General features: G+C 63.7%; 22 protein-coding genes. 10 read left to right on the forward strand and 12 right to left on the reverse strand.

What is annotated here, in order from left to right; genetic code table 11:
• Positions 1-992 precede the first annotated feature (992 nt).
• The 4 genes from MKL09_RS10975 to MKL09_RS10990 form a co-directional block, all read right to left on the reverse strand.
• Entirely contained in the window at positions 993-1,208 is a 216-nt protein-coding gene (locus MKL09_RS10975; RefSeq protein WP_244020119.1) for a hypothetical protein, read from the reverse strand.
• Positions 1,209-1,678: 470 nt separating this feature from the next.
• A complete protein-coding gene (locus tag MKL09_RS10980; protein ID WP_313901178.1) occupies positions 1,679-2,164 on the reverse strand; it encodes a MucR family transcriptional regulator in 486 nt (161 codons plus the stop codon).
• 197 nt (positions 2,165-2,361) lie between these two features.
• A complete protein-coding gene (locus MKL09_RS10985) occupies positions 2,362-2,541 on the reverse strand; it encodes a hypothetical protein (protein WP_244020120.1) in 180 nt (59 codons plus the stop codon).
• Between the two features lie 16 nt (positions 2,542-2,557).
• Positions 2,558-3,190: an acyl-homoserine-lactone synthase gene (locus MKL09_RS10990; RefSeq protein WP_244020122.1), complete on the reverse strand. Its 633-nt coding sequence runs from the start codon at positions 3,188-3,190 to the stop codon at positions 2,558-2,560.
• A gap of 172 nt (positions 3,191-3,362) precedes the next feature.
• Here MKL09_RS10990 and MKL09_RS10995 point away from each other — a divergent pair, with 172 nt between their 5' ends.
• A complete protein-coding gene (locus MKL09_RS10995; RefSeq protein WP_243970933.1) occupies positions 3,363-4,094 on the forward strand; it encodes an autoinducer binding domain-containing protein in 732 nt (243 codons plus the stop codon).
• 44 nt (positions 4,095-4,138) lie between these two features.
• On the forward strand, positions 4,139-4,369 hold the full coding sequence (locus MKL09_RS11000; RefSeq protein WP_244020123.1) for a hypothetical protein: 231 nt from the start codon (positions 4,139-4,141) through the stop codon (positions 4,367-4,369).
• Between the two features lie 271 nt (positions 4,370-4,640).
• On the opposite strand, the gene MKL09_RS11005 is transcribed toward MKL09_RS11000, so the two are convergent.
• The 6 genes from MKL09_RS11005 to ligD all read right to left on the reverse strand — a co-directional run bounded on the left by MKL09_RS11005 (position 4,641) and on the right by ligD (position 16,344).
• A complete protein-coding gene (locus MKL09_RS11005; RefSeq protein WP_244020125.1) occupies positions 4,641-5,912 on the reverse strand; it encodes an efflux RND transporter periplasmic adaptor subunit in 1,272 nt (423 codons plus the stop codon).
• A gap of 13 nt (positions 5,913-5,925) precedes the next feature.
• Positions 5,926-9,123: an efflux RND transporter permease subunit gene (locus MKL09_RS11010; protein ID WP_244020127.1), complete on the reverse strand. Its 3,198-nt coding sequence runs from the start codon at positions 9,121-9,123 to the stop codon at positions 5,926-5,928.
• A 461-nt stretch (positions 9,124-9,584) separates the two neighbouring features.
• Positions 9,585-10,547, reverse strand: coding sequence for a TAXI family TRAP transporter solute-binding subunit (locus tag MKL09_RS11015; RefSeq protein ID WP_313901179.1), 963 nt, complete (start codon positions 10,545-10,547; stop codon positions 9,585-9,587).
• 425 nt (positions 10,548-10,972) lie between these two features.
• Positions 10,973-12,103: an L-talarate/galactarate dehydratase gene (locus MKL09_RS11020; RefSeq protein ID WP_244020133.1), complete on the reverse strand. Its 1,131-nt coding sequence runs from the start codon at positions 12,101-12,103 to the stop codon at positions 10,973-10,975.
• A gap of 30 nt (positions 12,104-12,133) precedes the next feature.
• Positions 12,134-13,498, reverse strand: a complete 1,365-nt coding sequence (locus MKL09_RS11025; RefSeq protein WP_313901180.1) for an MFS transporter — start codon at positions 13,496-13,498, stop codon at positions 12,134-12,136.
• A 341-nt stretch (positions 13,499-13,839) separates the two neighbouring features.
• Positions 13,840-16,344 (reverse strand): DNA ligase D, encoded by a 2,505-nt coding sequence (ligD, locus tag MKL09_RS11030; RefSeq protein WP_244020134.1) that lies wholly within the window; start codon positions 16,342-16,344, stop codon positions 13,840-13,842.
• Positions 16,345-16,549: 205 nt separating this feature from the next.
• On the opposite strand from ligD, the gene MKL09_RS11035 reads away from it, so the two are divergent.
• From MKL09_RS11035 to MKL09_RS11060, 6 genes are all read left to right on the forward strand, one after another.
• Positions 16,550-17,446 carry a Ku protein gene (locus tag MKL09_RS11035; RefSeq protein WP_244020136.1) on the forward strand — a complete coding sequence of 299 codons (897 nt, stop codon included), beginning with the start codon at positions 16,550-16,552 and terminating at the stop codon, positions 17,444-17,446.
• A gap of 406 nt (positions 17,447-17,852) precedes the next feature.
• The gene (locus MKL09_RS11040; RefSeq protein WP_244020137.1) at positions 17,853-18,728 is read left to right on the forward strand and encodes a transporter; all 876 of its coding nucleotides are present in this window, start codon (positions 17,853-17,855) and stop codon (positions 18,726-18,728) included.
• Positions 18,729-19,119: 391 nt separating this feature from the next.
• Positions 19,120-19,308 (forward strand): hypothetical protein, encoded by a 189-nt coding sequence (locus MKL09_RS11045; RefSeq protein WP_244020138.1) that lies wholly within the window; start codon positions 19,120-19,122, stop codon positions 19,306-19,308.
• Positions 19,309-19,589: 281 nt separating this feature from the next.
• Complete coding sequence (locus MKL09_RS11050; RefSeq protein ID WP_244020139.1) at positions 19,590-20,018, forward strand: MucR family transcriptional regulator; 429 nt, start codon at positions 19,590-19,592, stop codon at positions 20,016-20,018.
• A 256-nt stretch (positions 20,019-20,274) separates the two neighbouring features.
• On the forward strand, positions 20,275-20,643 hold the full coding sequence (locus tag MKL09_RS11055) for a hypothetical protein (RefSeq protein WP_244020140.1): 369 nt from the start codon (positions 20,275-20,277) through the stop codon (positions 20,641-20,643).
• Between the two features lie 231 nt (positions 20,644-20,874).
• Positions 20,875-21,108 carry a hypothetical protein gene (locus MKL09_RS11060; protein ID WP_244020141.1) on the forward strand — a complete coding sequence of 78 codons (234 nt, stop codon included), beginning with the start codon at positions 20,875-20,877 and terminating at the stop codon, positions 21,106-21,108.
• 505 nt (positions 21,109-21,613) lie between these two features.
• Here MKL09_RS11060 and MKL09_RS11065 read toward each other — a convergent pair.
• Together MKL09_RS11065 and MKL09_RS11070 are read right to left on the reverse strand one after the other, a co-directional pair.
• Positions 21,614-21,868: a hypothetical protein gene (locus MKL09_RS11065; protein ID WP_244020142.1), complete on the reverse strand. Its 255-nt coding sequence runs from the start codon at positions 21,866-21,868 to the stop codon at positions 21,614-21,616.
• Entirely contained in the window at positions 21,865-22,608 is a 744-nt protein-coding gene (locus tag MKL09_RS11070) for a Crp/Fnr family transcriptional regulator (RefSeq protein WP_244020143.1), read from the reverse strand. Before MKL09_RS11070 ends, MKL09_RS11065 begins: the two co-directional genes overlap by 4 nt.
• 282 nt (positions 22,609-22,890) lie before the next feature.
• Between MKL09_RS11070 and MKL09_RS11075 the strand changes: the two genes are divergently transcribed.
• Entirely contained in the window at positions 22,891-23,139 is a 249-nt protein-coding gene (locus MKL09_RS11075; RefSeq protein WP_244020144.1) for a hypothetical protein, read from the forward strand.
• A gap of 461 nt (positions 23,140-23,600) precedes the next feature.
• Positions 23,601-24,389, forward strand: a complete 789-nt coding sequence (locus MKL09_RS11080; RefSeq protein WP_244020146.1) for a Crp/Fnr family transcriptional regulator — start codon at positions 23,601-23,603, stop codon at positions 24,387-24,389.
• Positions 24,390-24,510: the final 121 nt, after the last annotated feature.

The following is a 24,510-nucleotide window of genomic DNA, read 5'->3' on the forward strand; positions in this document are numbered from 1 at the left end:
TAATCTGCTGTAGGACGTGCGGTAGTCGGCCCCCGCCGCGTTTCGATTCGTCGGGCTCCAGATGCCGGCAGCGCCCCGGCCTTGCAATCGCAGGATCGCAAGATCGACTGGGTAGGAGCCTCGTCGCATTACCGAACGACGTCAATCCTGCAACGACCGAAGTCTCGCGCGGCTGCTCCAGGGTGCTGGTCAACACATCAGGGCGAGTTGGGATGCGACAGACACTTTGAGCCCACAGACCTTGCCTTCCCCGCGCCCGGGATCCTGACCACTGCATCTGCGCTCACAAATCCGAGGCGTGCGGTAGAAAGGCGCATCGTCAATGCAGGTCGGCTTCACAGATAGATCGGACAAGCCTGAAATTCCGGCTCACTGACCCGAGAGTCTCAGGGCGAGTAACGCCTCACTACCGATCGATGTTCGCGAGAAACGATGGTTGTTGATTTGCATTATCGCAACAATGACTGATTTCAAGGCCCTTGAGGCAGCAGAATTAGGCGAGCTAAAATGAATGCGGTTGGAATTGGTCGTGGCACCTCGAAGGTGCCGGTTTGCTCCCTAATGATTTTGACTCTGGTATCATTTGCGACCCCAGTCCTAGCCTTGGATCCGCATGACACTTTGCGTGACTGGAACGCAGCCTCAGATGCTGACCGAGGCCGCCTCCTGAAGCAGCTGGCGGAATCCACCGACGGAGCTGCTTCTCGCAAGGATGTGGTGTCCTGCTTGAATGACGCGGCCGGAATGGCTCCCCATGCCGATTTAAGCGTCGCGGACGTTTTCATGGCCTGCACGAAGCAAGCTACGGGGAAGTCAATCTAAACCCTCGGCCAGACCTTCAACTTGATTCCGAATCACGGGAGTGCTCCTGTAGAGACGGCAAATTGCATCGGTGGAGCAAAGCAATATTAGCGGCGTTACTGTTCGTCAAACAATACCATTGAGGTTCGGTAACAATGCTCTCGCAAGCGGTTATACTTTTGATGGCCCTCTTATTTGGCGGGATGGTTCTGTACTAGTTCGGGTTTGCCTCGTTCCTGTCCTCGCTCGGGACCGCCCCGAGCGACGTAGTCATTTAGGCGGCCCAGGTGCTCGAAGACGTGTTCGAACGCTGCGGTGACAGCCTTCTCGCATGAACCGTTGCCCTTGCCTTGGGCGTCCTTGAGGGCGCCAAGCAGAGCGCGGTGCTTCTCGGTATCGGCAGACATGCGTTTCTCCCAGCCGGCGACTGGCCGACTCGGTGAGCCAAGCTCCGTCTTCGGTGCCAGTTCCTGAAGGGTGATGCCGGCTCCGACCTCAGGGCGCCGTTCACCACCGGTCATGCGAAGAGCGGGGGTTGGCAAACGGCCAGCTGCTCTCCGGGATGGAGGACCTGACCGGATAACTCGTGTCGAAAACGTTCGACCCCGGCATCAAGCATTTGATCGTCGCAACCTAACCGCCAGAGGAAAGACTGCTTCCCACCAACTGAGAGACAAACCACGCGGTGCTTTGCCACCGTAGCGCCGTAGACCTCACCGTTGACGTGACTCCCCCCCCTTAAAAGTAGCCCTCCCTGAGGTATGGCTTTGAGCCATGCCGAGGTTGACCCCAATTGTGATCAACGGCCTATGCGAGTTCTCGGGCTATCGGAGGGCCCCCCGGATCTAGGTTTGAGCGAAAGGTGAGCCTCCGGGTCTCATTCTGCGGCTTGTTGCGGGTGCCGAACACTCCGTGCCCCCGGTACCCCAAGACCGATCGCCTTTGCAATCGCCGAGCGTTGCTCAGCGTAGCTGGGGGCCACAGTTGGGTAGTCGATGGGCAGGCGGTAGCGGGCACGGTACGTCTCAGGCGTAAGACCGTGGGCGGTGAGATGTCGCTTTAGGGTCCTGTACAAACGTCCGTCAATAAAGCTCATGATGTGGTCATGCTGGACCGATCTGCGGATCTGTGCAGGAGTCGGGACTTCAGTGGTTGCGATGGCTGAATGGAGTTCGTCTGATGGCTGCCCCAGGTTGCAGAGTGCCCAATGAATGGACTCGAACAAGCCTGGCAGATCAGCGGCTGCGATGTGATTGTTGGTCACATAGGCGGCCGTGATCTCAGCTGCTAGCTTAAGGCATGAGTGTGGCAGTAAATCTTGAGAAGACATTTTAGTCATTGAAGTTTTCCTCACATTGCCCATACTATCGGCAAAAGCATAAGACTGATCCCACTTGCTGGGTCTTCGCAGAGCCAATAGATATTTGCATAAATAAGTGGCCTGCCGCTGGACTTTAGGAGTATTCCAGCGACAGGAAGCTGCTGTTGATAGTCAAAGCAGGCTGCGAATTGTCGTTACTTGTAGGTTCTGTTACCTGAAGATATTTTTCAAAGCGATCGTCATTTTAGCTTGGAAAGGAGAAATCCAAGTTCGATCAGTACGACGTCAACAAGTTCGCGTAGCTTCGGGTCAATAAGTTCGTTGACGGTATGTCGAAGATCCAGGGCTTGCTCGGCGGCGCGCCTTATGAGCTCACCCCCGTCATCGACATGGCTGCCATTGGCCAGCGCGTTGCTCATGACATGGTGGCCTTCTTCAGCTTGCCAGCCGGGCAGCGACCCGGCTCTCTGGCGCCAAGACCGAGTCCGTGCTTCCGCGCATCTTCTGGAGCTGTCGGAGGCTGCGGCCGTCGAAGCCGGCATTGACCGCGACGATCTCGACGTCATCGATCATCTGCGGAAGCCCAAGTGGCAGGGCATGGATATGCAACTGAAGCAGCCGTAGAAGCCAACTCGTCGGCATTTCGGAGACGAAGCCTTTCAGGCCTCGCGGCAACCCCCACTCGACGATGCCTGTGAGAATGGCCAGGGCTGTTGGATTAAGCCGACGGCCCGAGGTGCGAGCGGAACCGGCGACGCCGATCCGACTCCATTCGACGATATGCGGCGAGGAGGGTGGCACGCCTTCGCAAAGCTGAGGCAAATGCGTGGAGAGAACGTAGGGGCGTGCAGTTGGAAGAAGCCTGGAGTATCCCACAACCTCATCTTCGTCGACTGCGAGAAGATGGACGGCGTGCTCGTCGTCAAACTCGTCGATCTCACGCTTGTCATCGCGCGCGATTGCTGCCCAGCCCATCTCCTCCACGAAAATCCTATGCCGCAGGCGCCACGCTTGCTCCATTAGGTCTCGGTTATGATCGATATTCGCGGCAGTGATGACTTGAATCATGAAACACCTCCGTGCTTGGTGTGCCCGCCCGACGAGGCGCGCGACACCACGCGAACGCGTGGTGTCCGCCCGTTTGTTGCGCGGTGTGGGCTATTTCCGGAGATGAGGTCTCGGTGCTATCGTCAGTTGAAACGCGGCTCGAAGCTTTCGAGAGCAGACGATTGGGGCTGTCGTGAGCCGAAAATCACTCGATCACACGCTCAAGTTGCTCAAAGAGCTTGACCGAGCTGTCAGCGTTCCCGAGGTGGTTTCAACGGTACACCGCCAACTCGCGGGTTTTGGGATCGACGCGATCATCGCCGGGCTTCTCCCTACATCTTCCGCCCTGACCGGCTTCAACCGGCAGTTCCTGGTGATGGAAAGCGTTCCCGACGAGTGGCGGCAACGGTACCTGCATCGGCGCTACGCCGCACACGATCCGATCGTCGTTCAAACCCTGCACAGGCAGACGGGATTTGGCTGGCGCGACCCCGCACTTCCGTCGCCGACGTCGGAGACCGCTGTTCAAATCATGAACGAGGCGGCCGAGTTCGGCCTTCGCGACGGCTACACGGTCCCCCTGACGACCGTCGAGGGTGAGATCGGCGGGATGAGCTTTGCGGGCCGCCGGCTCGAGATAGCCCCTGAGCATCGCGGAATGCTGACGCTTGTCGCGAGCTACGCCTTCGGTCACGGCCTCCTTGTGCGCGGCCAGCCAATCGAACAATCCGCCGGCCTTTCACCGCGCGAGCGTGAGACCCTTCAGTGGACCGCTGAGGGAAAAACCGACTGGGAAATCGGCGAGATCATGGGCATCTCGGAACACGGGGTCGACTCACACCTGCGCGGGGTGCGCACGAAACTTCGAACACGCAATCGGGCTCAGTCTGTCGCCGAGGGTTTCCGGCTCGGTTTGATCGTCTAGGTACGGGGCATCCCGCATCGGCCGACAGAGAATTCGAGTAGCCCTTGGAGCACGACGAGCGAGACGATCATCTTCTGCGATTGATTGCGGCAGCCCTCAGCGTACCTGTGCAAACGTTTGCGACTGAAGTTGCTGTGGAACTGGACAAGGCCGGTGATCTGCACGGCACATACCTGCTCGCCAGGTTGATCCGGGCTTTCCACGCACTTCCGAACGACGATGAGCGGCTCGAGGCGCTCCGCATAATCGAAGAACGAACAAACCGGACTTCTTGACGCAGGCCGTACATCACACGCCGATAAAAGATGGTTCCGGGCGCCAACGTCTGAGCCGCCACGAACGACAGCATCTGACCGGAAGCCGTCCGGCAGGTTCAGCGCGTTCGAAACGGCAAAGCAGACAACCGCGGGCACCTGCCATTACGTGGCCGCCGGCAGCCAGTGGAAGCGCCGTGCGGTCCGGCGTCACGACAGCCTGTCCCAATCGCGATAGCGGGTAGATTTGCACCGCGCGGGAGCCTGGAACATCGGCCGCGGGGGGCGATCGTCAATTCGCTGAGGCGGTGCGCGGCGCAGCCTCTTCTCCAGTGACGCGGACGACGTCTCCACTGGCCAGGAACTCCTGAGGGTTGTCGATGAGACGATCGGCAATGCCCACGCCGGCGCGCACCTCGACCTCGTTGCCGAGGTTCCGCCCGAGCGTCACAGGCTTGAGCGCGACCCGGTGGTCGTCGCCCACCTGCGCCACCTGGGTGCCGTTGCGGTCGAAAACCAGCGCGGTGGCGGCCACGCGCAGCGTCCCCGGGTCTGAAGGCACGTGGAACCGCACCTCCACGAACGCCCCCGGCCAGAGTTTGCCTTCCGGGTTGTCAGCCTGGAGCTCCACGAGACCCTTGCGGGAGTCTTCCGCGATAGCGTTCGCGGTCGAGGTCACCTCTGCGTCGAACGATGCCTCCTGCCCCGGCACGTGTAAGGAGGCCTTCAGCCCCGGCCTCATCACGGCGAGGAAAGCCTGCGGCACGTTCACGTAGGCACGCACCCGGTGGAGGTCCGAGACCCGATAGAGCGGCCGACCCGAGGTTCCCCCCGCGGTGAGCAGGTCGCCGATATCGACGTTGCGCGCGGTTACGACGCCGTCGAAGGGTGCTCGGACCTCCTTGAACCGTGTCAGTTCCTCCAGACGCCCGACATTTGCCTGCTGGGCGACGATGTTCGCCTTGGCCACCGATAAGGCCGCCGTACGCGAGGCCGCGGTGAAGCGGTCGGTGTCGCCGCGCTCCTCGCTCGACCAGCCCTGCGTTACCAGGCGGGCGGTGCGTTTGTTGGTGGCCGCGCTGAGATCGGCGTTCGCTTGAGCTTGGTCGACCGCCGCCTGGAGCTGAACGAGGGTCGCTCGCGCCTCGGCGAGTTGCTGGTCGAGGTCGGGCGCCGAGATCTCGGCCAGGACCTCGTCCTTGCGCACGCGGGCGCCAATGTCCCGGTGCCAGGCCGTGACGTAGCCGCTAGCGCGGGCATACAACGTACCGGTGTAGAAGGCGCTCAGCGAGCCGGGCAGGGTCAGGTCTTCGTCCATGGGCCCGCGCCGCGCGTGCACTACACGGACGGTGGGCACTGCTTGCTGTTCGGTCCAGCTCTCGACCTCCTGCATCCCCTTCGCCCGGTCGTTGATGCCGACCCAGGCGAGCGCCGCGGCGCCGATTGCCACGCCCGCCAGCAGCAGGCCGACCCGGCGCCCCGATGTGGGGCGAGGCGACGCGACAGCTGGCTCGGCGCCCGCCTGCGCGGTGTCCTCGGATTTGACGTGTTGGGTGGGGTGCATGCGGGATCTGGGGTTAGGCTGATGGGGATGAGAGGGCTTGGGGGGAAGCGTCTTCGCGCCGGGCCCCGGCGCGGCGGGGCCGCCCATGCACGATGCCGAAGACCACCGGCACGAAGAACAACGTCGCAAGCGTGGCGAACAGCAGTCCGCCGATCACGGCGCGGCCGAGCGGCGCGTTCTGACCCGGCTCGATCGCCATCGGCGCCATGCCGATCATCATCGCCAGCGCGGTCATCATCACAGGCCGCAGACGCGTCGCCCCGGCCGCCAGGGCAGCCTCGATCGCCGTGCGTCCCGCGTCGAGCTGCTCACGGGCGAAGCTGATAACCAGAATTGAGTTGGCGGTCGCCACACCCATGCACATGATCGCCCCTGTCAGCGCCGGCACCGAGACGTGGGTGTGCGTGGCGAACAGCATCCACACGATGCCGGCGAGCGCCGCCGGCAGCGCCGTCACGATCACGAACGGGTCGACCCAGGACTGAAAGTTGACGACGATGAGCAGGTAGATGAGCACGATCGCGAAGGCGAGGCCCACGAGCAGTTGCTGGTAGGCTTGCGCCATGGTCACCGCCTGCCCGCGCACTGTGACGGTCGCCCCCTTCGGCAGGTCGGCCCGCGTCTCGTCGATCGCCCGCTGGATGTCCGCGGTGACGCCGCCGAGATCGCGGTCCTGCGTCGTGGCCAGGATGTTGACGGTGGGGGCGATGTTGTAGTCGGTCGCCACTGCGCTGAGCGGCTCCGGGTGGATCGTCGCCAAGCCCCCCAGGAGCTGCTCCGAGCGGGCGGCGGTGATCGGCAGATTGTTGAGCGCGCCCAGCGTGTCGATCGAATATTGCGGCGTCTGGACGGAGACCGGGTAGGACACGCCGTTGCGCGGGTCGAGCCAGTAGGTCGGGGCGGTCTGCGTACTGCCCGAAAGCGTCGCTTGGAGGCTCGCGGCCGCGTCGCCCTCGGTCAGGCCGACGACCCCGGCGAGCGCGCGGTCGAAATCGACCCGCAGCGCGGGGTTGCGCGCCTGCTCCTGGATGCGCGCGTCCGCCACCCCGGCCACCCGGCGAACCCGGGCCAGGAGCGTGTTGGCGTAGGCGCGGCCCCCCGCCACGTCGCGGCTGGCGACCTGCACATCCAGCGCAGCGGGGGAGCCGAAGTTCAGGATCTGGCTGACGATGTCGGCGGGCAGGAAAGCGAAGGTCACGCCTGGAAAGTCCTGCGGCAGACGCTCGCGCAGCTGCCGGGTCAGGGCCGCGGCCGATGGGCCGCCCTCGCCGCCGCCTCCGGCCTCGTCAAGGGTCACAAGCATGTCGGCGTCGAAGGTACCGATGGTGCCGCTGTTGCCGTAGGAAATGTTGATGCCGCTGATCGGAAGGCCGATGTTGTTGACAACGCTGGCCACGCGTCCCGGCGGGATCAGCGCGCGCAGCCTTCCCTCGACCCGCCCGGTCAGCGCCGTCATCTCCTCGATGCGCGTGCCCGTGGGAGCCCGTAGATGGATGCGCAGCGCCCCCGCATCCACATCCGGAAAGAAGTCCCGCCCGAGATAGGGGACGAGGCCGAACGATAGGCCGACCACCGCGAGGAAGCCGACCGCGAAGGACTTCCGGCGCGACAGCGCCAAGCCGAGCAGCCCGAGATAGGCCTGCCGCAGGGCCTCGAAGCGGCGCTCGAAACCCCGCTGAAACCTTGCAAAGAAGCCGGGCTTGCCGGCCGGATCCTGTCCGTGGGCGTGCTCGGTCAGCAGGTAGCGCGCCAGCGTCGGCACCAGGGTGTAGGTAAGCACGTAGGACGCGATCATCGCGAACACCACCGCCATCGCCAGCGGCCGGAACAGGAAGCCCGCCACGCCGCCAAGCGCCAGAAGCGGCACGAAGGCGATGCAGATGCAAAACAGGGCGACGGTGGCCGGCGGCATGATCTCCTGCGCCCCGCGGGTGATCGCGGTGACGATGTCCTCGCCGAACTCCTCCATGTGTCGATTGATGTTCTCGATGGTCACGGTGGCGTCATCCACGAGGATGCCGACCGCCAGTGCGAGCCCGCCAAGCGTCATCACGTTGATGGTCTGCCCGAGCGCCGAGAGCGCGATCAGCGAGCACAGCACGGCGAGCGGGATCGACACGGTGATGATCAGGGTCGAGCGCCAGCTGCCCAGGAAGACCAGGATCATCAGGCCGGTCAGCGCCGCGGCGATGACCCCCTCGCGCACCACCGCAACCACGGACTCGCGCACGAAGCCCGACTGGTCGGCCACGTACTTGAGGTCGACGCCCGTCGGCAGCCCCGCCTGGATGGCGGGCAGGCGCGCCTTGACGTCGGCGATGATGTCCAAGGTCGAGGCGTTGCCGATCTTGAGGATCGACATCAGCACGCCCTTCTTGCCGTCGAGCTGGACGACGTTGGTCTGGGGCGGCGAGCCGTTGCGCACGTGGGCGACGTCGCGCATGAAAACCACGGCGCCGTCCACGACCTTGACCGGCAGGTCGTTGAACGCCTCGATGGTCTTGGGTGAGTCGTTGAGGTCGACGATCCACTCGAAGGTCCCGATCTTCTGGGTGCCTACCGGATTGATCAGGTTCTGCCGGGCCAAGGCTGCGCCGACGTCGGCCGCCGACAGGCCGTGGGCGTGCAGTGCCGACTGGTCGAGGTCGATCTGCACCTGGCGCGCGGCGCCGCCGTAGGCGTAGGGCAACTGCGCCCCGGGGATCGTGGTGAGCTGAGGCCGGATGAAGTTCTGCGCGAGGTCGTTGAGCGCCGTCTGCGAGAGGCTGTCGCTGGACAGGGCGAGCTGGATGATCGGCACGCTCGACGCGTTGTAGGCGAGCATCAGGGGCGGCGTGACGCCCGGCGGCAGCTGCTTGAGCTGCGTCTGCGAGATGGATGTGACCTGCGCCTGGGCTGCGGTGATGTCGACGCCGGGCTGGAAGTAGATCTTCACGATCCCGTAGCCCGGGACCGACTGGGATTCGATGTGCTCGATGTCGTTGACCGTTGTGGTCAGCGAGCGCTCGAACACCGAGACGATGCGCCCGGCCATGTCGTCGGGCTGCAACCCGGTGTACTGCCAGACGACGCTGATCACCGGGATGCCGATCCGGGGGAAGATGTCGGTCGGCGTGCGCACGATCGCCATGACCCCGAAGATCAGGATCAGGATCGACATCACGACGAAGGTGTAGGGCCGCAGCAGGGCCAGTCGGACGATCGCCGCCATACCTTAAATTCGCCTCGATCAATCCGGTCGACGGGTCCTGACGGACGCGTACAGAAGCATATCGTATTATGCATTCATCGGGCCAGTGGGGCAATTTGATGATGTTGTTCCCGCGAAATGGCCAGAAACATGGAGATACAATTCTCCATCTACGGTCGGCGCAGCCTTTGTTATTGTTATTGACGGTGGCGAATATCTTGCCGTGCGGACTTGAACCGCTCGCCGAGCGCTCACCGCGCCATGGTGAGCTGCCGAGGATGTCGTTACGGAGGAAGCAGGTGCTTCACCCGACTTTATCTCGTCGGCGCGTACGGCGGGCAGCGTCAGGGCGAGCGTCGCCACGGCAACGCACAGCGAGCGGATCATCTCGGGCTTCCTCACGGGCGAGTCGGTTCAAACGCCGAGTTTGGCCGCACCGGCTTAGCTCGAAACGCCGCAGCCTAAAAGTCGTCGCTCGCTTATCACTCGAGATTGGCCCCGACCTCACGGAGATACGCCGCAGTCGCCGGATGCAGCCATGTGGTCGGTACGTTTGAGACCAGGTTGCGCGGGTCGCTCTCGCGGCCCTGAGGATAGAGCCGGGCCAAGGTGTTCCGGCCACGATCGATCGCGCGCACGAGTCGGGTGACTGCGGTCCCGTCGAGCCCTGATCGAGCGAGGATGAAGCTCCAAGACCCGACGGTCTCGATTGGTGCATCCTGTCCTCGGAAGGAGCCGGCCGGGACGGTTAGGCGGCGCATCGAGGCGCGCAGGGCCAGGATCTTCGGGATCGCCTCCGGTCCCGGGCCGAAGAAGCGGGCGCCGCCGGGCGCATCCGCGAGGGTCTTGAAGCCCGGCCAACCGAGGCTCGCACCCCACAAGGCAGCTGCGCGACCGTCGAGAACTTGTGTGGCGCCGTCGCCGGCATCGTCGAGAAGGATCGGCGTGATGTCGTGGTCAGGATCGATGCCGGAGCCCTTGAGCACGGTTCGACCCATGATCGTGAAGCCAGAGCCGCGTGTGCCAAGCGCGACGGCACGACCGCGCAGATCCGGGATGCTCCGAACCGGACTGGTGGCCGGTACCACGAACATGCCTGGCGAGGCATCGATGGGGGCTACGACCTTCAAGCCACCGCCGTCGGCACTCGGGCCAGATAAAGCCTCGTAGGCATACTCACCCTGCACAAGGGCGAGGTCGAGCTCAGCCGATTTGAGCAGGGTCAGGTTCTCCGTCGAGCCCTTCGTGATCCTCGGCTCGATCATCACCCCCGGGTCGACCTCATGGACCGCTGCGATGAGCGCTCGGCCGAAGGCGGGGAACGAGCCGCCTGGCGTGGCAGTCCCCAGAGTCAGGCGAAGCACAGACTCACGCTGTTGAGCCCGTGCGGACGAAGTCGAGGCGAGGCTCACCATGCCCAGGAGCAATTCGCGCCGCCGCATCATGATTTCCCTTACCGCGATGTTTGTCACAGAGCAGCGACGCTAGGGCTGAGCGGCTCATCTCGACAACCGTGCCGGAAAGCCCTCACATCGACGCTTGGAACATACGCAGGATCCGAGGCCGCACGCCAAACATAGCGACACAGGATGTGATCGGTAGCGTCCGCTTACGATGCGTCGTTACGATTAATCAGATGGCAGGAATGGGCGCAAAGCCGAACGGCCGGTTTTGCGCGCATTGACGTTCCGGCATGACGTAGGCTGGCCGAAAGCAGAATGACCGCTTCGGGGCCGGGCCGCCGCAAAAGCGGACAGCCTCCTACCGACCCCATTCGGTCGTCCGAGACAATTTGCTTATTGCCCGAAAGCGGACGACGGAGGGTGTACCGATCCGGCATGCGGTACTGAGGGGGAACCCGAAGAAGCGATCAGCTGAGACTTCCGAACCCTGCGAGCTCCCGGGTCCAGGTCAACGCCTGCTCGCTGAGGCTGATGCCGAGGCCGGGGCGCGTCGGCACCAGCATCCGCCCGTCTTTCAGCTCAAGGCGTTCGTTGAATAGCGGCTCAAGCCACTCGAAATGCTCCACCCACGGCTCCCGCTGCATGGCAGCCGCGAGGTGGATGTGCAGCTCCATCGAGAAGTGTGGGGCGATGGTCAGGCCGGCGAACTCGGCCAGCGTCGCCACCTTCAGGTAGGGCGTGATGCCACCGACCCGGGGCGCGTCCGGCATCAGGAAGTCGGCGCTGTTCTGGCGGATGAAGTCCCAATGTTCGGACACGCTCGTCAGCATCTCGCCGGTGGCGATCGGCGTGTCGAGGGCGGCTGCCAGAGACGCGTGGCCGGCGGCGTCGTAGCAATCGAGCGGCTCCTCGATCCAGATCAGGTTGAACTGCTCGAAGATCCGGCCCATCCGCATCGCGGTCGGACGATCCCATTGCTGGTTGGCATCGACCATCAGCGGGAACGCCTCGCCAAGATGCTCCCGAACGCGGGAGACCCGCTTGATGTCGAGGGCCCAATCCGGTTGCCCGACCTTCAGCTTGATGCCGCCGATGCCCTTCTCACGGGAGCGGTCGGTGTTGACCAGAAGCTCCTCCAGCGGGGTGTGCAGGAACCCGCCTGAGGTGTTGTAGCAGCGCACGCTGTCGCGTTGCGCCCCGAGGAGCTTGGCGAGCGAGAGGCCGGCGCGCTTTGCCTTCAGGTCCCAGAGGGCCACGTCGAAGGCGCCGATCGCCTGCACGGCGAGACCGCTGCGGCCCACCGAGGCTCCGGCCCAGGCGAGCTTGTCCCAAGCCTTGGCGATATCGCTCGGGTCTTCCCCGAGGAGCGATGGGGCTATTTCGCAGGCATGGGCGAACTGTCCCGGCCCGCCGGCTCGCTTCGAGTAGCTGATACCGAGGCCGCGGTGACCGTCCGAGGTCTCGACCTCGCAAAACAGGATAGCAATCTCGGTCATCGGCTTCTGCCGGCCGGTCAGCACCTTGGCGTCGCTGATCGGGATCTTGAGCGGCAGGTAGACCGAGCGCAGGCGGATGCCGGTGACGGTGTCCTGAGCCATGAAGTCCTCCAGAGTTTTGGGTTGGGGCGCTCAGGCCCGGGCGGTGCCGACGTCGCGCGGCAGGACGGGTTTGGCATCCGGGGCGCGCTCGTCGCTGCGGATCTCCAGGCGGTTCAGCGGCCCGACGATGACGAGGTAGGAAAGGGCGCCGATCAGCGCGACCACACCGATGTAGACGAGGGCGAGGTCGAAGGAGCCCATCTCCTTCACGATGATGCCGATGGCAAGCGGCGTGATGATGCTGGCGAGGTTGCCGCACAGATTGAAGATGCCGCCGCTGACGCCCATGATCTGCTTTGGCGAGACATCGCCGACAATGCACCAGCCGAGATTGCCGATGCCCTTGGCAAAGAAGGCGACACTCATCACCACGATCACGAACACGTCGGACGGCACGTAGTTGGCGAGCACGATCGTGCTGGAGAACAATAGGCCGACGATGATCGGCGTCTTGCGCGCCGTCGTGAGGCTGAAGCCGCGCCGGAGCATCCAGTCCGACCATAGGCCGCCCGCGAGGCCGCCGAGGAAGCCGCAGATTGCCGGGATCGCCGCCACGAGGCCGACCTTGAGGATCGACATGCCCCGCGCTTCGAGCAGGTAGGTCGGGAACCACGTCAGGAAGAACCACGTGATCGTGGTCAGGCAGAACTGACCGATATAGATGCCAATCATCATGCGGTTGCTGACGAGGGCCTTGACCTCGGACCAGCGGATGCGATCGCGCTTGTCGCCCATGTTCGGCAGGCCGCCACCGGCTTCAATGTAGTCGAGTTCACCCTGGTTCACGCCTCGATGGTGGCGCGGCTCGTGGACGTAGAGCAGCCATACGACGCCGAGGATGATGCCGACGCCGCCAGCCCAATAGAAGATCGCCTGCCAGCTATGGGCGTGCAGGATCCACGTCATGACCGGGGTGAACACGGCCAGCGCAAAGTACTGGGCGGACTGGAAGATCGAGGTCGCGAAGGCGCGTTCCTTCGTGGGGAACCACATCACCGTGAGGCGGCTGTTGGCCGGGAAGGCCGGCGCCTCCGCGATGCCCATGAGAAAGCGTAGGGCGAACAGTGCCAGGAAGGTGAAGGAGACGACGTGGACGAGGCCCTGCATCATCGTGAGGGCTGACCACAGGATCAGCCCGATGCCGTAGACGAGGCGAGCGCCGTACTTGTCGAGCACCCAGCCGCCTGGGATCTGCATCGCCGTGTAGGCCCAGCCGAAGGCCGAGAAGGCGAGGCCCATTGTGATCGCGTCGAAGCCGAATTCGGTTCGCATCGACGAGGCGGCGACCGACAGGGTCGCGCGATCGACGTAGTTGAAGGTCGTTGCGAGGAAGATCAGGGCCAGGATGACATATCTGACCTTGGTCTGCTTGAGCGCTTGCCCTGCCTGAGCCACGGCGATCCTCCGATGTCGAGGCCCGTCTCGGTGCTCACGGAGCAACGGCAGCCTTCGTTCAGCGGGACTCGTGGAGCAGAGCCGTTTACGTGTCCAACATCATTTCTGGATCGATTGATGCGCAATCGGCATCGGTGCGCGGAGGCGGCTCACAAACTTGTAGTTTCGAGCTGCTCTCGAATGCTCTGTATTCGCGAATGCAAGCCAAGAGCGGCCAGTCCATTTTCCACCCGACTCGGTCGTTGGCCTGTGTTTTAACAGCCTGGAAGCGGACCTTCGAGGGTCGGCAAGGGGGCGCAAGCAGCCCCTTGCGATGAGTGCCGAGCGCTGGATTTCGGCCACTAGGCCCTCCGACGTGGCCGTCGCCCTGCAGCATCCAATGGCAGGGCCGCGCGTTCGAACCCGGCCCAGGGATCGTGCCCCAAGGCGGAGAGGCGACCCGGTAGGCTCGCGACGTCGAAGCGCGCGCTGGACCCGAGCGACGGGAGCTCGTCCCAATTGACGGGAACGGATACGGGCGCCCCGGGACGGGCCCGAGGCGAGAAGGCCGCGACGGCGGTCGCCCCGTGCTGGTTGCGCAGGTAGTCCACGTAGATCCGTCCGTCCCTGGCCTTCTTCGACACGGTCGCGACGAAGCTGTCGGGGGCGTCCTTCGCCATCTCGGATGCGATGCGCTTCACGAAGGCCTTCGCCTCGTCCCACCCGGCCTTCGGCTCGATCGGCACGACGACGTGCAGCCCCTTGCCGCCGGTGGTCTTCACGAAGCTGGTGAGGCCGGCGGCGGACATCCGCTCGCGCACATCCAGCGCGCCGGCGACGAGATCGGCCCACGCGACGCCGTCGCCCGGATCCAAATCAAAGACCAGACGGTCCGGGCGATCCGGGTCCGCGGCCGGCGCGCCCCAGGGATGGATCTCCAGCACGCTCGCCTGGACCAGGGCGCGGACGCCTTCAAGGTCGCCGACGACGACCGCCTTCTCATCGCCTGCGATCCGGATGTAGCGCTCGTCGAGCCCGGCCCAGGCATGCTTCTGGTAGAAGCAGGACCCGAGACCGTCCGGGCACCGGAGAAGCGACAGCGGCCGGCCGATGACATGCGGCAGAATGCGGTCGGCGACCTCCGCGTAGTACTCGGCGAGCCCCTCCTTGGTCAGGCCGACGTCGGGCCACAGCACGCGATCCGGATGTGTCAGCTTGGCGACCGCCTCCGCGGGCTTCCGCGTCCGTGCCTTCGGCGGCTTTGGCTTCGCCTCCCGCACGACATCGTCCGGACGCACGTCGGTGCGGAGGGTCTTGAAGGACGCGTGCCGGAGCTGGCCGTCGCCCGTCCATCCGCGGAACGTCACCTCGCAGACGAGCCTGGGCTCGACCCAGCGTGCGTTCCGGCGCGCCAGCGGCGGCAGCTCGGCCTCGAAGGGCGCCGCTGGGATGCGCAGCGGCTCCAGCTGTGTCCAGAGATCCCGAGCGACCGCGTCGCGGAAGCCGGTGCCAACCCGCCCGACGTGGACGAGGGTGCCGTCCTCGTGCGTCCCGAGGATCAGCGAGCCCACGGAACGGGTCGCCGTGGTCGACGGCATGAAGCCGGCGACGACGAATTCCTCCGACGAGCTGCACTTGATCTTGCGCCAGGCATCGGTTCGGCCTGACCGGTAGGGCGCGTCCGCCCGTTTGGCGACGATGCCTTCCAGGCCGAGCCTGCAGGCGTGGCGCGCCATGGCCGCGCCGTCGGCGGCGAGATGCTCGCTGAACTGGATGGGGCCGCCCGGCCGTGCGTCGTCGAGGCTCTGCAGCAGCAGGTCCTTGCGCTCGGTGAGGGGCAGCGCACGCAGATCCTTGCCGTCGAGGTAGAGCAGATCGAAGGCGTAGAAGACGGCCGATCCGGTATCGCCGGCGGCGAGCGCCTGCTGCAGGGCGGAGAAGCTGGAGACGCCGGCCGCGGTCTCGACGACGATCTCGCCGTCGATCAGGGCCGATGGCAGCTTCATGGCCTTCAGGGCCTGGGCCGCGGCTTCGAACTTCGCGGTCCAGTCGAGGCCCGAGCGCGTCAGTAGCTTCACCGAGCCCCCGTCGATGCGGGCCTGCATGCGGTAGCCGTCGTGCTTGATCTCGTACAGCCAGCCGTCGCCGGTGGGCACGTCGTCGACGAGGGTCGTCAGCGCGGGCTCGACGAAGGGCGGCAGGATCCCCTTGCGGGCGGCCTTGGACCGGCTCGCCGGCGGCTTCGTCTTCCGTTCTGCGACCACATCGGCGCGGGCGGCGTGATCGGCTCTCAAGGCCTCGCCGCCAGCGAGATCCCGGTTGGTCCGGCCCGACAGGACCGAAGTCTCGTGCTCGACGAGAATGTCGCCGTCGCGGCGCGCATGCTCGTCGTCGACCTTGATGAAAAGCCAGGGTTGCTTCTTCTCGCCGCCGCGGCCCTTCATGCGCACGAGATGCCAGCGGCCCGCGAGCCGCTCGCCGTTTAGGGCGAACTCGAGATGGCCCTTCGCCAGCCCGACGGCCGGATCGCCGACCGGCTCCCATGACCCGGTGTCCCAGACGATCATGGTCCCGCCGCCGTACTGGCCCTTCGGGATCGATCCTTCCCAGGCCAGGTAGTCGACCGGGTGATCCTCCGTCATGACGGCGAGCCGCTTTTCGGCAGGCGACAGGCTCGGTCCGCGCGCCACGGCCCAGCTCTTCAGGACGCCGTCCAACTCGAGCCGCAGGTCGTAGTGCAGGCGCCGCGCATCGTGCTTCTGGACGACGAACCGCGCCTTCGCCGCCTTGCGGCCGCGCTTTCCCTTGGGCTCGGGCGATGCCTCGAAATCCCGCTTTTCCCGATACGGTTTGAGAAGCTCGGTCATCGCTTCCAGGAAACGGGACCGGCGGGATCGGGTTCCTGGGCGGGCCGGGACGGAGGAGGGAACTACAATACTAGGCAAGTTATCCACAGGTGTGCCTGTGGAGGAACGAGTCGAGTTGGACTCTCGTTGAACCGTCAAGCTCCCGATCGCTGCACTACGGATGCATCGATGGGCGGCAATACTTCGACGGACACAGGAGACCGACGTGGCAGCCCGCGCCAACTGGAAAGGTCATCTTCGACTTTCACTCGTCTCCTGCGCGGTCGGACTGTATCCGGCGGTCAGCTCGTCGAGGGAGCTGAAGTGCCATACGATCAATCGCGAGACCGGCAACCGTCTCAAGCAGCTGATGGTCGACTCGGTGACCGGCGATACCGTCGAGCGCGACGATCAGATGAAGGGCTGCGAGATCGCCAAGGACGAGCTGGTGCCGGTCGAGGACGACGAGCTCAGCGAGATCGCCCTGGAGAGCACGCACACGATCAACATCGAGGCGTTCTGCAAGCGTGACGAGGTCGACGAGCGCTACTTGGACAAGCCGTACTACCTCGCGGCCGAGGACAAGGTCTCTCGCGAGGCCTTCGCCGTCATCCGGGATGCGATGAAGAAGAAGGGCATGGCCGGGCTCGGGCGCATCGTCATTTACAAGCGCGAGCGGGTGGTGCTGCTCGAACCGTACGGCAAGGGCCTGCTGGCCACGCTGCTGCGCTACCAGGACGAGGTCCGGTCGCCGACGGCCTACTTCGAGGACATGCCCGACGGCGATCCGACGGCCGAGATGCGAGCGCTCGCCGAGGAGCTGATCGCGCGATCCACCCGGAAGTTCGATCCCTCGAAGTTCGAGGACCGCTACGAGGAGGCACTGATCGCCCTGGTGAAGGGGAAGGCCCCGAAGCCGGCGAAGGGCAAGGCGAAGGCCGGTGCGCCGAGCTCCGGCAACGTCGTGAACCTGATGGAAGCCCTGAGGCGCAGCATCGACTCCGAGAAGGTCGTTTCGCCGGCCAAGGCGCAGCCGCGCAAGACGGAGACGAAGCCCTCGACGCCCGCGAGGAAGCGCGCTTCGGGCAAGGCTACCGCGGGCAGGACCCGAAAGGCTGCTTGACCGGCCGTCTGTCCGGCCGGCGCACCGCCGAAATTATTGCGTGCTAGCCCGGCCGTGATGGCTCCAAGGTAACGGCTGCCAGCCTGTCCATCACCGACCCAACCCAGTCATGTAAGCGGTCGTCGGCACTTCCTATAAGCGGTTATTGGTCGGCCGTCCGGCAATCTTGGCTAGGGGTGGTGAACGGACCTCGGCCTTGCGCTTCAAACCAGACGCCCCGCTACGCACCGGGCCTCACTGTGGGCGCGGTTTGAAGCATCCAAGGAAGCGAGCCTTCGATGTGACAGATGTTGCCCAACGGCTACGCTCGTGTCGCAACTCTGCATCCCACGCACAGGAAGGCCACTTAATCCGTTCTGGCATGCAATAACGGCCGATCCGACTACGGAGAGGCTTGGACTGCGGAATGACGACAGCTGGGCTTATCCGACCGATCCATATCGCTGCCCTCTCCGCCTCGCTCACCTACGGGTTGGCCGGCATCCCCGTGCAGGCTGGTTCATCGGCACAACCTGGACAGACTGTAGGGCAAGCCCCAGGCGCGCCATTGCCGATCGGGCTCTACTTCATTGACACGTCCAGTTTCGGCTCGCGGGACATCACCCCACGCGGCACCGACTCGAACATCAATCTGCCGTCCTTCATCTGGGCGACACCGGCAGAGGTAGTCGGCGGACGGCTGCAACTTGTCGTGCTACAGCCGATCGCAGCTTCGAGCACACGGGGCGCGGCGTACCAGAGCGGGTTCGGCCAGACGCTGCTCGCTGCGCAGGTGGCCTGGAAGCTCGGCAACAATATCAACTTCAGCTACCTGCTCGGGGCCTACCTACCCAGCGAGACCAAGATCGTCATCCAAAATCCGGTTCTACACCAACGTTTCGCCATCACATACAATGGCGATGGATGGAACCTGACAGGCAACTTCCTGTACGGCACCTTCTTCGATACGCGATCGGCCAGCGGTACCTTTTACCCCGACTTCCTCAACCTCGACCTCACGGCCACCAAGCATTTTGGCAAGTGGGAAATCGGGCCGGTAGCCTTCGGATCGACCGACCTTCCGACCAACAATCCGTCCTATGCTCGGCAAGGCCAGTTCGCAGTGGGCGGCCTCGTGGGCTACAACTTCGGCCCGGTCAATCTCCAGGCCTACGTTACGCGGGACGTTGTTCAGCGCAATTACGCAGGACTTGAGACACGCGGCTGGTTGCGCGTAACCGTGCCGATCTACCAGGATAAAAGCGAGACGCCCGAGCCTAGTCCTATCCTGCGCAAGTTCTGAAATCGTCTCGGGCATGTCTGATGAGGGGCGTTATCCCCTGCGATGGATGAACGAACGTCCCTTGCCGGATCCTGCATGCCTGAATGGATCGGATCAGCCAGGACTCAGGGCGGGTCGTGAGCGGGAGCGGCGACCATGTCCGCTTTTACGCAGTGTCGCCCGGAAGCGGACCGGCGAAAATCCACTCATCAGAGACACCCCGAGGGCTATCGGCGCTGGCGGGACATGGCCGTAAGCGGAATGGCTGATGTCGGTTGAGGGATGCGCTAAACCGGGTATCGCGACATTCTCGCTACGAGCTTGCGGGAACACGTTTTGCCGACGTTTGAATAGCCGACGCGGTTTTCCGACAGGATTGCAGACGTTTTGTCGGGCCCAACATGGATGGCCAGTGACCGTCGGGAAACTGATCGGATTCCGGCACCCGTGGCAGTTGGCGGTCGTCCACATGTCCAGCGGCATTACTGAATCGCAGGAGCGGTTCGCGACGGAGCAGGACGCCTACCGCGCGTTCACAGAGGTCGTAGAGAGCGACGGGATCGCATCGTTCAGCGCCACGGTCAGCAAAGTGGTGCACTGACCCCATCCGCTGCCTCGTCGAAGAGACTGTGGAGAGGATCCAACAGCCAAGTTCTATCGAGGTCCGGTAACGACACTGATCCTAAACTGATTTTCTCATGCACTTAACGTTAAGCTGGTGGGCGGTCACGATCGCAAATGTGTCGCATCGTTGACATTAAATGCGACATTGATGACCGATTACTTTTCAAAATATCCGTGCAATAGAAAAATATGCGGCGTCCCCGCCGAGTCACATGCATTCGATCGGATCAACCCGTGTCTAACTATTCAACCACCGAATTGGCGGGCGACGTCGTCTCCGCCTACGTGTCAAACAACCCCGTTCCGGTTGCCGAGCTGCCGGCGCTGATCGCCCGCGTGCACGGCGCGATCGCTAGCCTCGCTTCCGGGACGAGCACCGTCGCGACCAGCACAGTCTTGGGCGAAGCGGTCGACAAGCCGACCGCGGCCCAGATCCGCAAGTCGGTCCAGCAGGACGGGATCGTCAGCTTCTTGGACGGCAAGACATACAAGACCTTGAAGCGTCACCTGACTGCGAATGGTCTGAGCCCGCAGAGCTACCGCGAGCGCTATGACCTGCCAGGCGACTATCCGATGGTCGCCCCGAGTTACGCCGAGCGGCGCTCTGCCCTCGCCAAAGCGATCGGCCTTGGGCGTCCAGGTGCAATGGCTAAGATTACCCCGAAGGGCCGACGCAAGGCTGCCTGATCAAGCCCTGCGCTTCAATCTAGTCGTCCCCCGATACGCCATCCCGGCAGCTATCCTACTAGGATGCGCATAGCCCTCACCTTCATCGTCCTTGCCGGTGGAGCGCAGGCCAGGGACTCAGGATACCCTTCGACGCATGCGCGTGCGAACCGATCATCATGCCTCGGTATGGGATCACCTCGGAACTTTGCACCGACGAGCGCGTGCTACGCAGGTCCCAACGCGGCGATATCCGCTGCTATTTTTGGTATGTTCAATGAATACCATCAAAAAACTGATTTCGAATTTCGCAGAATTCATGTCGGCCAGACCCGGTCGGGCGGAAAATCATCAATTGCTTGCTTCGGAAGATGAGCGAGGTTCCGGTGCGAGGGCGACCAAAACGCCGAAGGATTTCAGCGGCGACTACCGCATAGCGACGGACATGCTGAGGGATCGAATCAACAGGCGCTTCCCGGACAACTTTCACGCGCGGGTTGGATCCAACGCGAACAGCATGCACGATTTTGGTGACGAGCGAGCCGGCGCGATCGACATGTCTTCGTCTGTCATAGCTGCAGCGCTGCGCGATGGTGCAACCGCACGGCAGGCAGCCGATGCCGGGGCTGCCAGCGTCGGTATCTGACTGGAGAGATAGCGCTTCGCCTGACAGAACGTCGGCCTGCTAACCCCGTCCTCGGTATGATGTTGAAGGGCCGCGCTGCGTATCGGCTCTCGCGGCTGAAATAGACGACCTCCCCCGCCACCCCGTGATCGGATCCGGCTGTGGGGCCGAGCGGGGCGGCTCAGCAATATGCCGCACCGTATTTTGAATACATAGTGCGATCTGCGGCCTACCTTGTGCTTTGCCGGGGCCATGGACACGCTTGACCCCCACATCGACCGCCACGCCGCTACGCTGAGCCCGCTCGCTCACACACTTGACAGGCCGGTAGCTGAATTCTTCGGCGAGCCGCCGGTCGGCGAAGCGGGCGACCTGCTTGCCCTGGTGCAGTTCTGGTCGGCAATCGAGGACGGCGAGGGCCGCGATCGTGTCCTAAGCGTAGCAAGACGGGAAGCCGAGTGCGGCGGCTACAAGGGTTGTGCCTGAGTCAGCCCAGTCCATGCCGGGCAACCTCGCTTCTGGCCGCATGTTCGACCGCTTCCGAGTTGGTAAGAAACCAACGTAGCCATCTAAGCATGATTGTCCCCGGTCGTGTCGATCCAGTTCGACTTAGAGGAATAGTGTAGCTGGAAGGTGGAAGAATTGCCCCCTTCTTCAATCGTGATCAGCCTCCGGTGGAGATATCTGAGCCGACAGGGCGCCGTTCGGTCCACACGACTCGACCAGCTTCATCTCTGAGGATGGCCGATCCCGAACGTTTCCCAAGCAACCGAGTGAACCGGCCAGCGGTCTCGATGACCGCTTCCGTCTCTGTGCAGGCGCTGAACTGCTCCCGACCGAACGCGATACCGCTCGCAGTTGCACGATGAACCACATATTGGAGGTGAAATAGCGTCATGCTTCGACGATAAGCACTGATTGCCAGCGTAGATGGGAGGTTCCATCGCCGATCAAGTGAGATCTGCGAGAACAGGTCAGGTTTCGAACCATGCTACGCGCCAACTCTCTTGATGCCGAGGTGTAGCCCGATCCAGTCTTGAGCCGCGTCCACATCGAGGAACAGGGGCGCGCTCATCACCGCGGTCAGGCCGAACCCAGCCTCCAGGAACCACATGCCCGCGTTGGCCCCGTGCTGCCCGGACAGTTGCACCAGCACCGCCACGAGGAACCCGTCCGCGAACACGAGTTGGCCGCTGCTGTCTTCACTGCTGGTGGCGACACGTACCGACTGAAGGTGCAGGGTCATCCCGCCGCTCGCCTCTGCAAGTGCAGGTAGGTCGCGTCGAACTCGGAGGCGCGGACAAGCTCGTCCCACGCCTTCACCACCAGCGTCTGCCGGTGCAGCGTGATCAGTCCGCGACCGCGCATCTCCTTCAACACGCGGTTGATGTGCACGGCCGTCATGCCGGTGGCGTCGGCGAGATCGGTCTGGGTGATCGGCAGGGGACATCGGTGATCACCCGCCAGCCCGACCGCCTCCTGCTTCAAGTACAGCTCGCAGAACAGGTGTGCCAAGTGCTCGAATGCCGGGCGGCGGCCCATAGCGATCAACCACTCCCGGAAGATCGCCGCGTCGATCAGCGTGTCACGCCAGAGCGCGGCGGCGATGGTCGGGAAGCGAGCCGTGAGGTCGTGCATGCTCTCGTGCGGGACGAACGCGACCGTGGCGTGGGTCATCGTCCCGAGGCTGTGGTCCATCAGCGGGATGTGCAGGCTCTGCAAATCAGGGATGTCGCCCGCGATGTGGAACGAGAAGATCTGGCGGCGCCCTTCGCTCAGGAACTTGTAGCGACAGGCCCAGCCTTCCAGGATGACACAGCACTGGGCCGCCCGGTCGCCGTCCCGCACGATGTCCTGTCTTGCCGTGAGGGTCCGCACCCGGACGGGCAGACGTTCGATCGCTTGTCGTTCCGCATCCGAAAGGCGGGCGACGCTCTCCAGCTTGCGGATGAGCGGGTAGAGGGCGTGGGGGAGCTTTGCAGCCATCGTGGCCGTCGCCTTGCGTCGCAGGCGGAAGCACACGGCTCTCCCAGGCGGCAGCACCTGTACCGGAGCGGCTGACGATCCTCTGAGCGTAGGAGGTAAATTAGCGCGGCGATCAAACCTGAGTTAAGATTTTAGGCGATCCCGGTGCTCCGCATGGTCGCCCCTATCTGTTGACGTGCGGGACCTCGCAGAGACGTGACGCGGCTGCACGTGCCCTTGTTAACCTCGATCAGAGCAGGGCCTCTGTGAAGCAGCTATGGCGTCGGCATGGCAAACCGGCTCATGACGCTCGACCTGTTCGCCACCCTCGACATCTTCGAGGACGATGTTACCGCCGTGGTAGACGCCTATATGGGCGACCCGACCTCTGGGCCGGTCTTGTTCGGCGAGATTTATCGGATTGATCCTGCCGCGGCCGTTGCAGCCCACCCCTTCGCCCAAACGCTGATGGGTCAGTCCTGGGCGAGCCCGGAGCTTCGGCGAGCCGCTATTCGCGCTGCCATCATGCTCGCGCAACCGGAGCGGGTATAGCCGTCGCGCCAAGTCAGTCGCGAGCGGACAGCACCTAGCGTCCGCTCAGCCACTTCGACGTGATTTCTCGAAACGCCGCGTCGCCGCTCGCCTCTGATGCTCCCTCCGAGCCGAAGGAGCGGGCCGACTGGCGCACGACTATATCATCCCGCGTGACCGACCAATCGAACCGGCCCGGCTCCTTTGAGGATGGGGTGATCCGCAGCTTGTGGGGGTTCGGCTTGAAGGTGATCATCTCTCGCATGTGGGGAGACGCAGGCCCGTCCGCGATAGAACCCAGGGTGGCCTGAAGGTCTGGAACTGTACCCAACCTCATGCGTGGCCAGAAATACAACATATGATGAAGTCTCGAGGCCGTATCGCAGTCTCACGATGTGCGGAGCCTTGAAGTCCATCCTGTGTGATTGCGATACGCCGTCCGGATCGGGGCGAAACGACCGCCGAAGAGCGCATCGTGAGCCATGATCGATACCCTGATCCGCAAGCTCAGCATCGCAGGCGAACTAACCGAGGGCGATCTCAAGACGTTGCGGCGTGCGAGCCTGCATAGCCGACAAGTCCCGGCCCGTCAGGATCTCACCACCCAGGAAGATCGGCCCGAGAACGTGCATCTCGTCCTCTCGGGCTTCGTCTGTCGCTACAAGATCCTGCCGAAGGGTCAGCGCCACATCACAGCCCTCATGGTGCCGGGCGACTTCTGCGACCTGCACGTCGCCATCCTGGATGAGATGGACCATTCGATCGCCACGTTGACCCCGTGCACCGTGGTGGAGATCTCGCGTTCCACCATCCGCGACCTGACCGAGAACCATCCCCGTATCGCCCATGCCCTCTGGTGGGCGACCCTCGTCGATGAGGCGGTGCTGCGCGAGTGGTTCGTGGGATTGGCAGGGCGTGAAGCCGCCGAGCGGATAGCACACCTGTTCTGTGAACTGCTGCTGCGCCTGAGCGTGGTCGGCTTGGCGGAGAAGGACGGGTATGCCCTGCCCTTCACTCAGATCGACCTCGCCGATATGCTCGGTCTGACGCCTGTTCACGTGAACCGCACATTGCAGCACCTGCGGTCCGAAGACCTGATCGTCCTCAAGAAACGTCGCCTTGAGATCCCAGATGCCGCTCGGCTGAAAGCGTTCTGCGATTTCGTTCCAACCTACTTGCATCACACTCCAAGAGCGAAAAAATCTTCGGCCCCACCAACACAAGCTACAAACGTCAGCCTCGGGATGAGGCAGAACCAGACACATCGCTGATCGAACATTTGGGCGTCAGCGGCTGAGAGATGCGAGTGCTCCCGCCTGAGCGAGGCCGGATATCTCATGCCGCATTATTTCTTCGACACCGACGACAGCCTCTTCTGCCATGAGGACGACG

Origin of the sequence: Methylobacterium sp. J-048, assembly GCF_022829515.1 — a bacterium.
Taxonomy (GTDB): Bacteria; Pseudomonadota; Alphaproteobacteria; order Rhizobiales; family Beijerinckiaceae; genus Methylobacterium.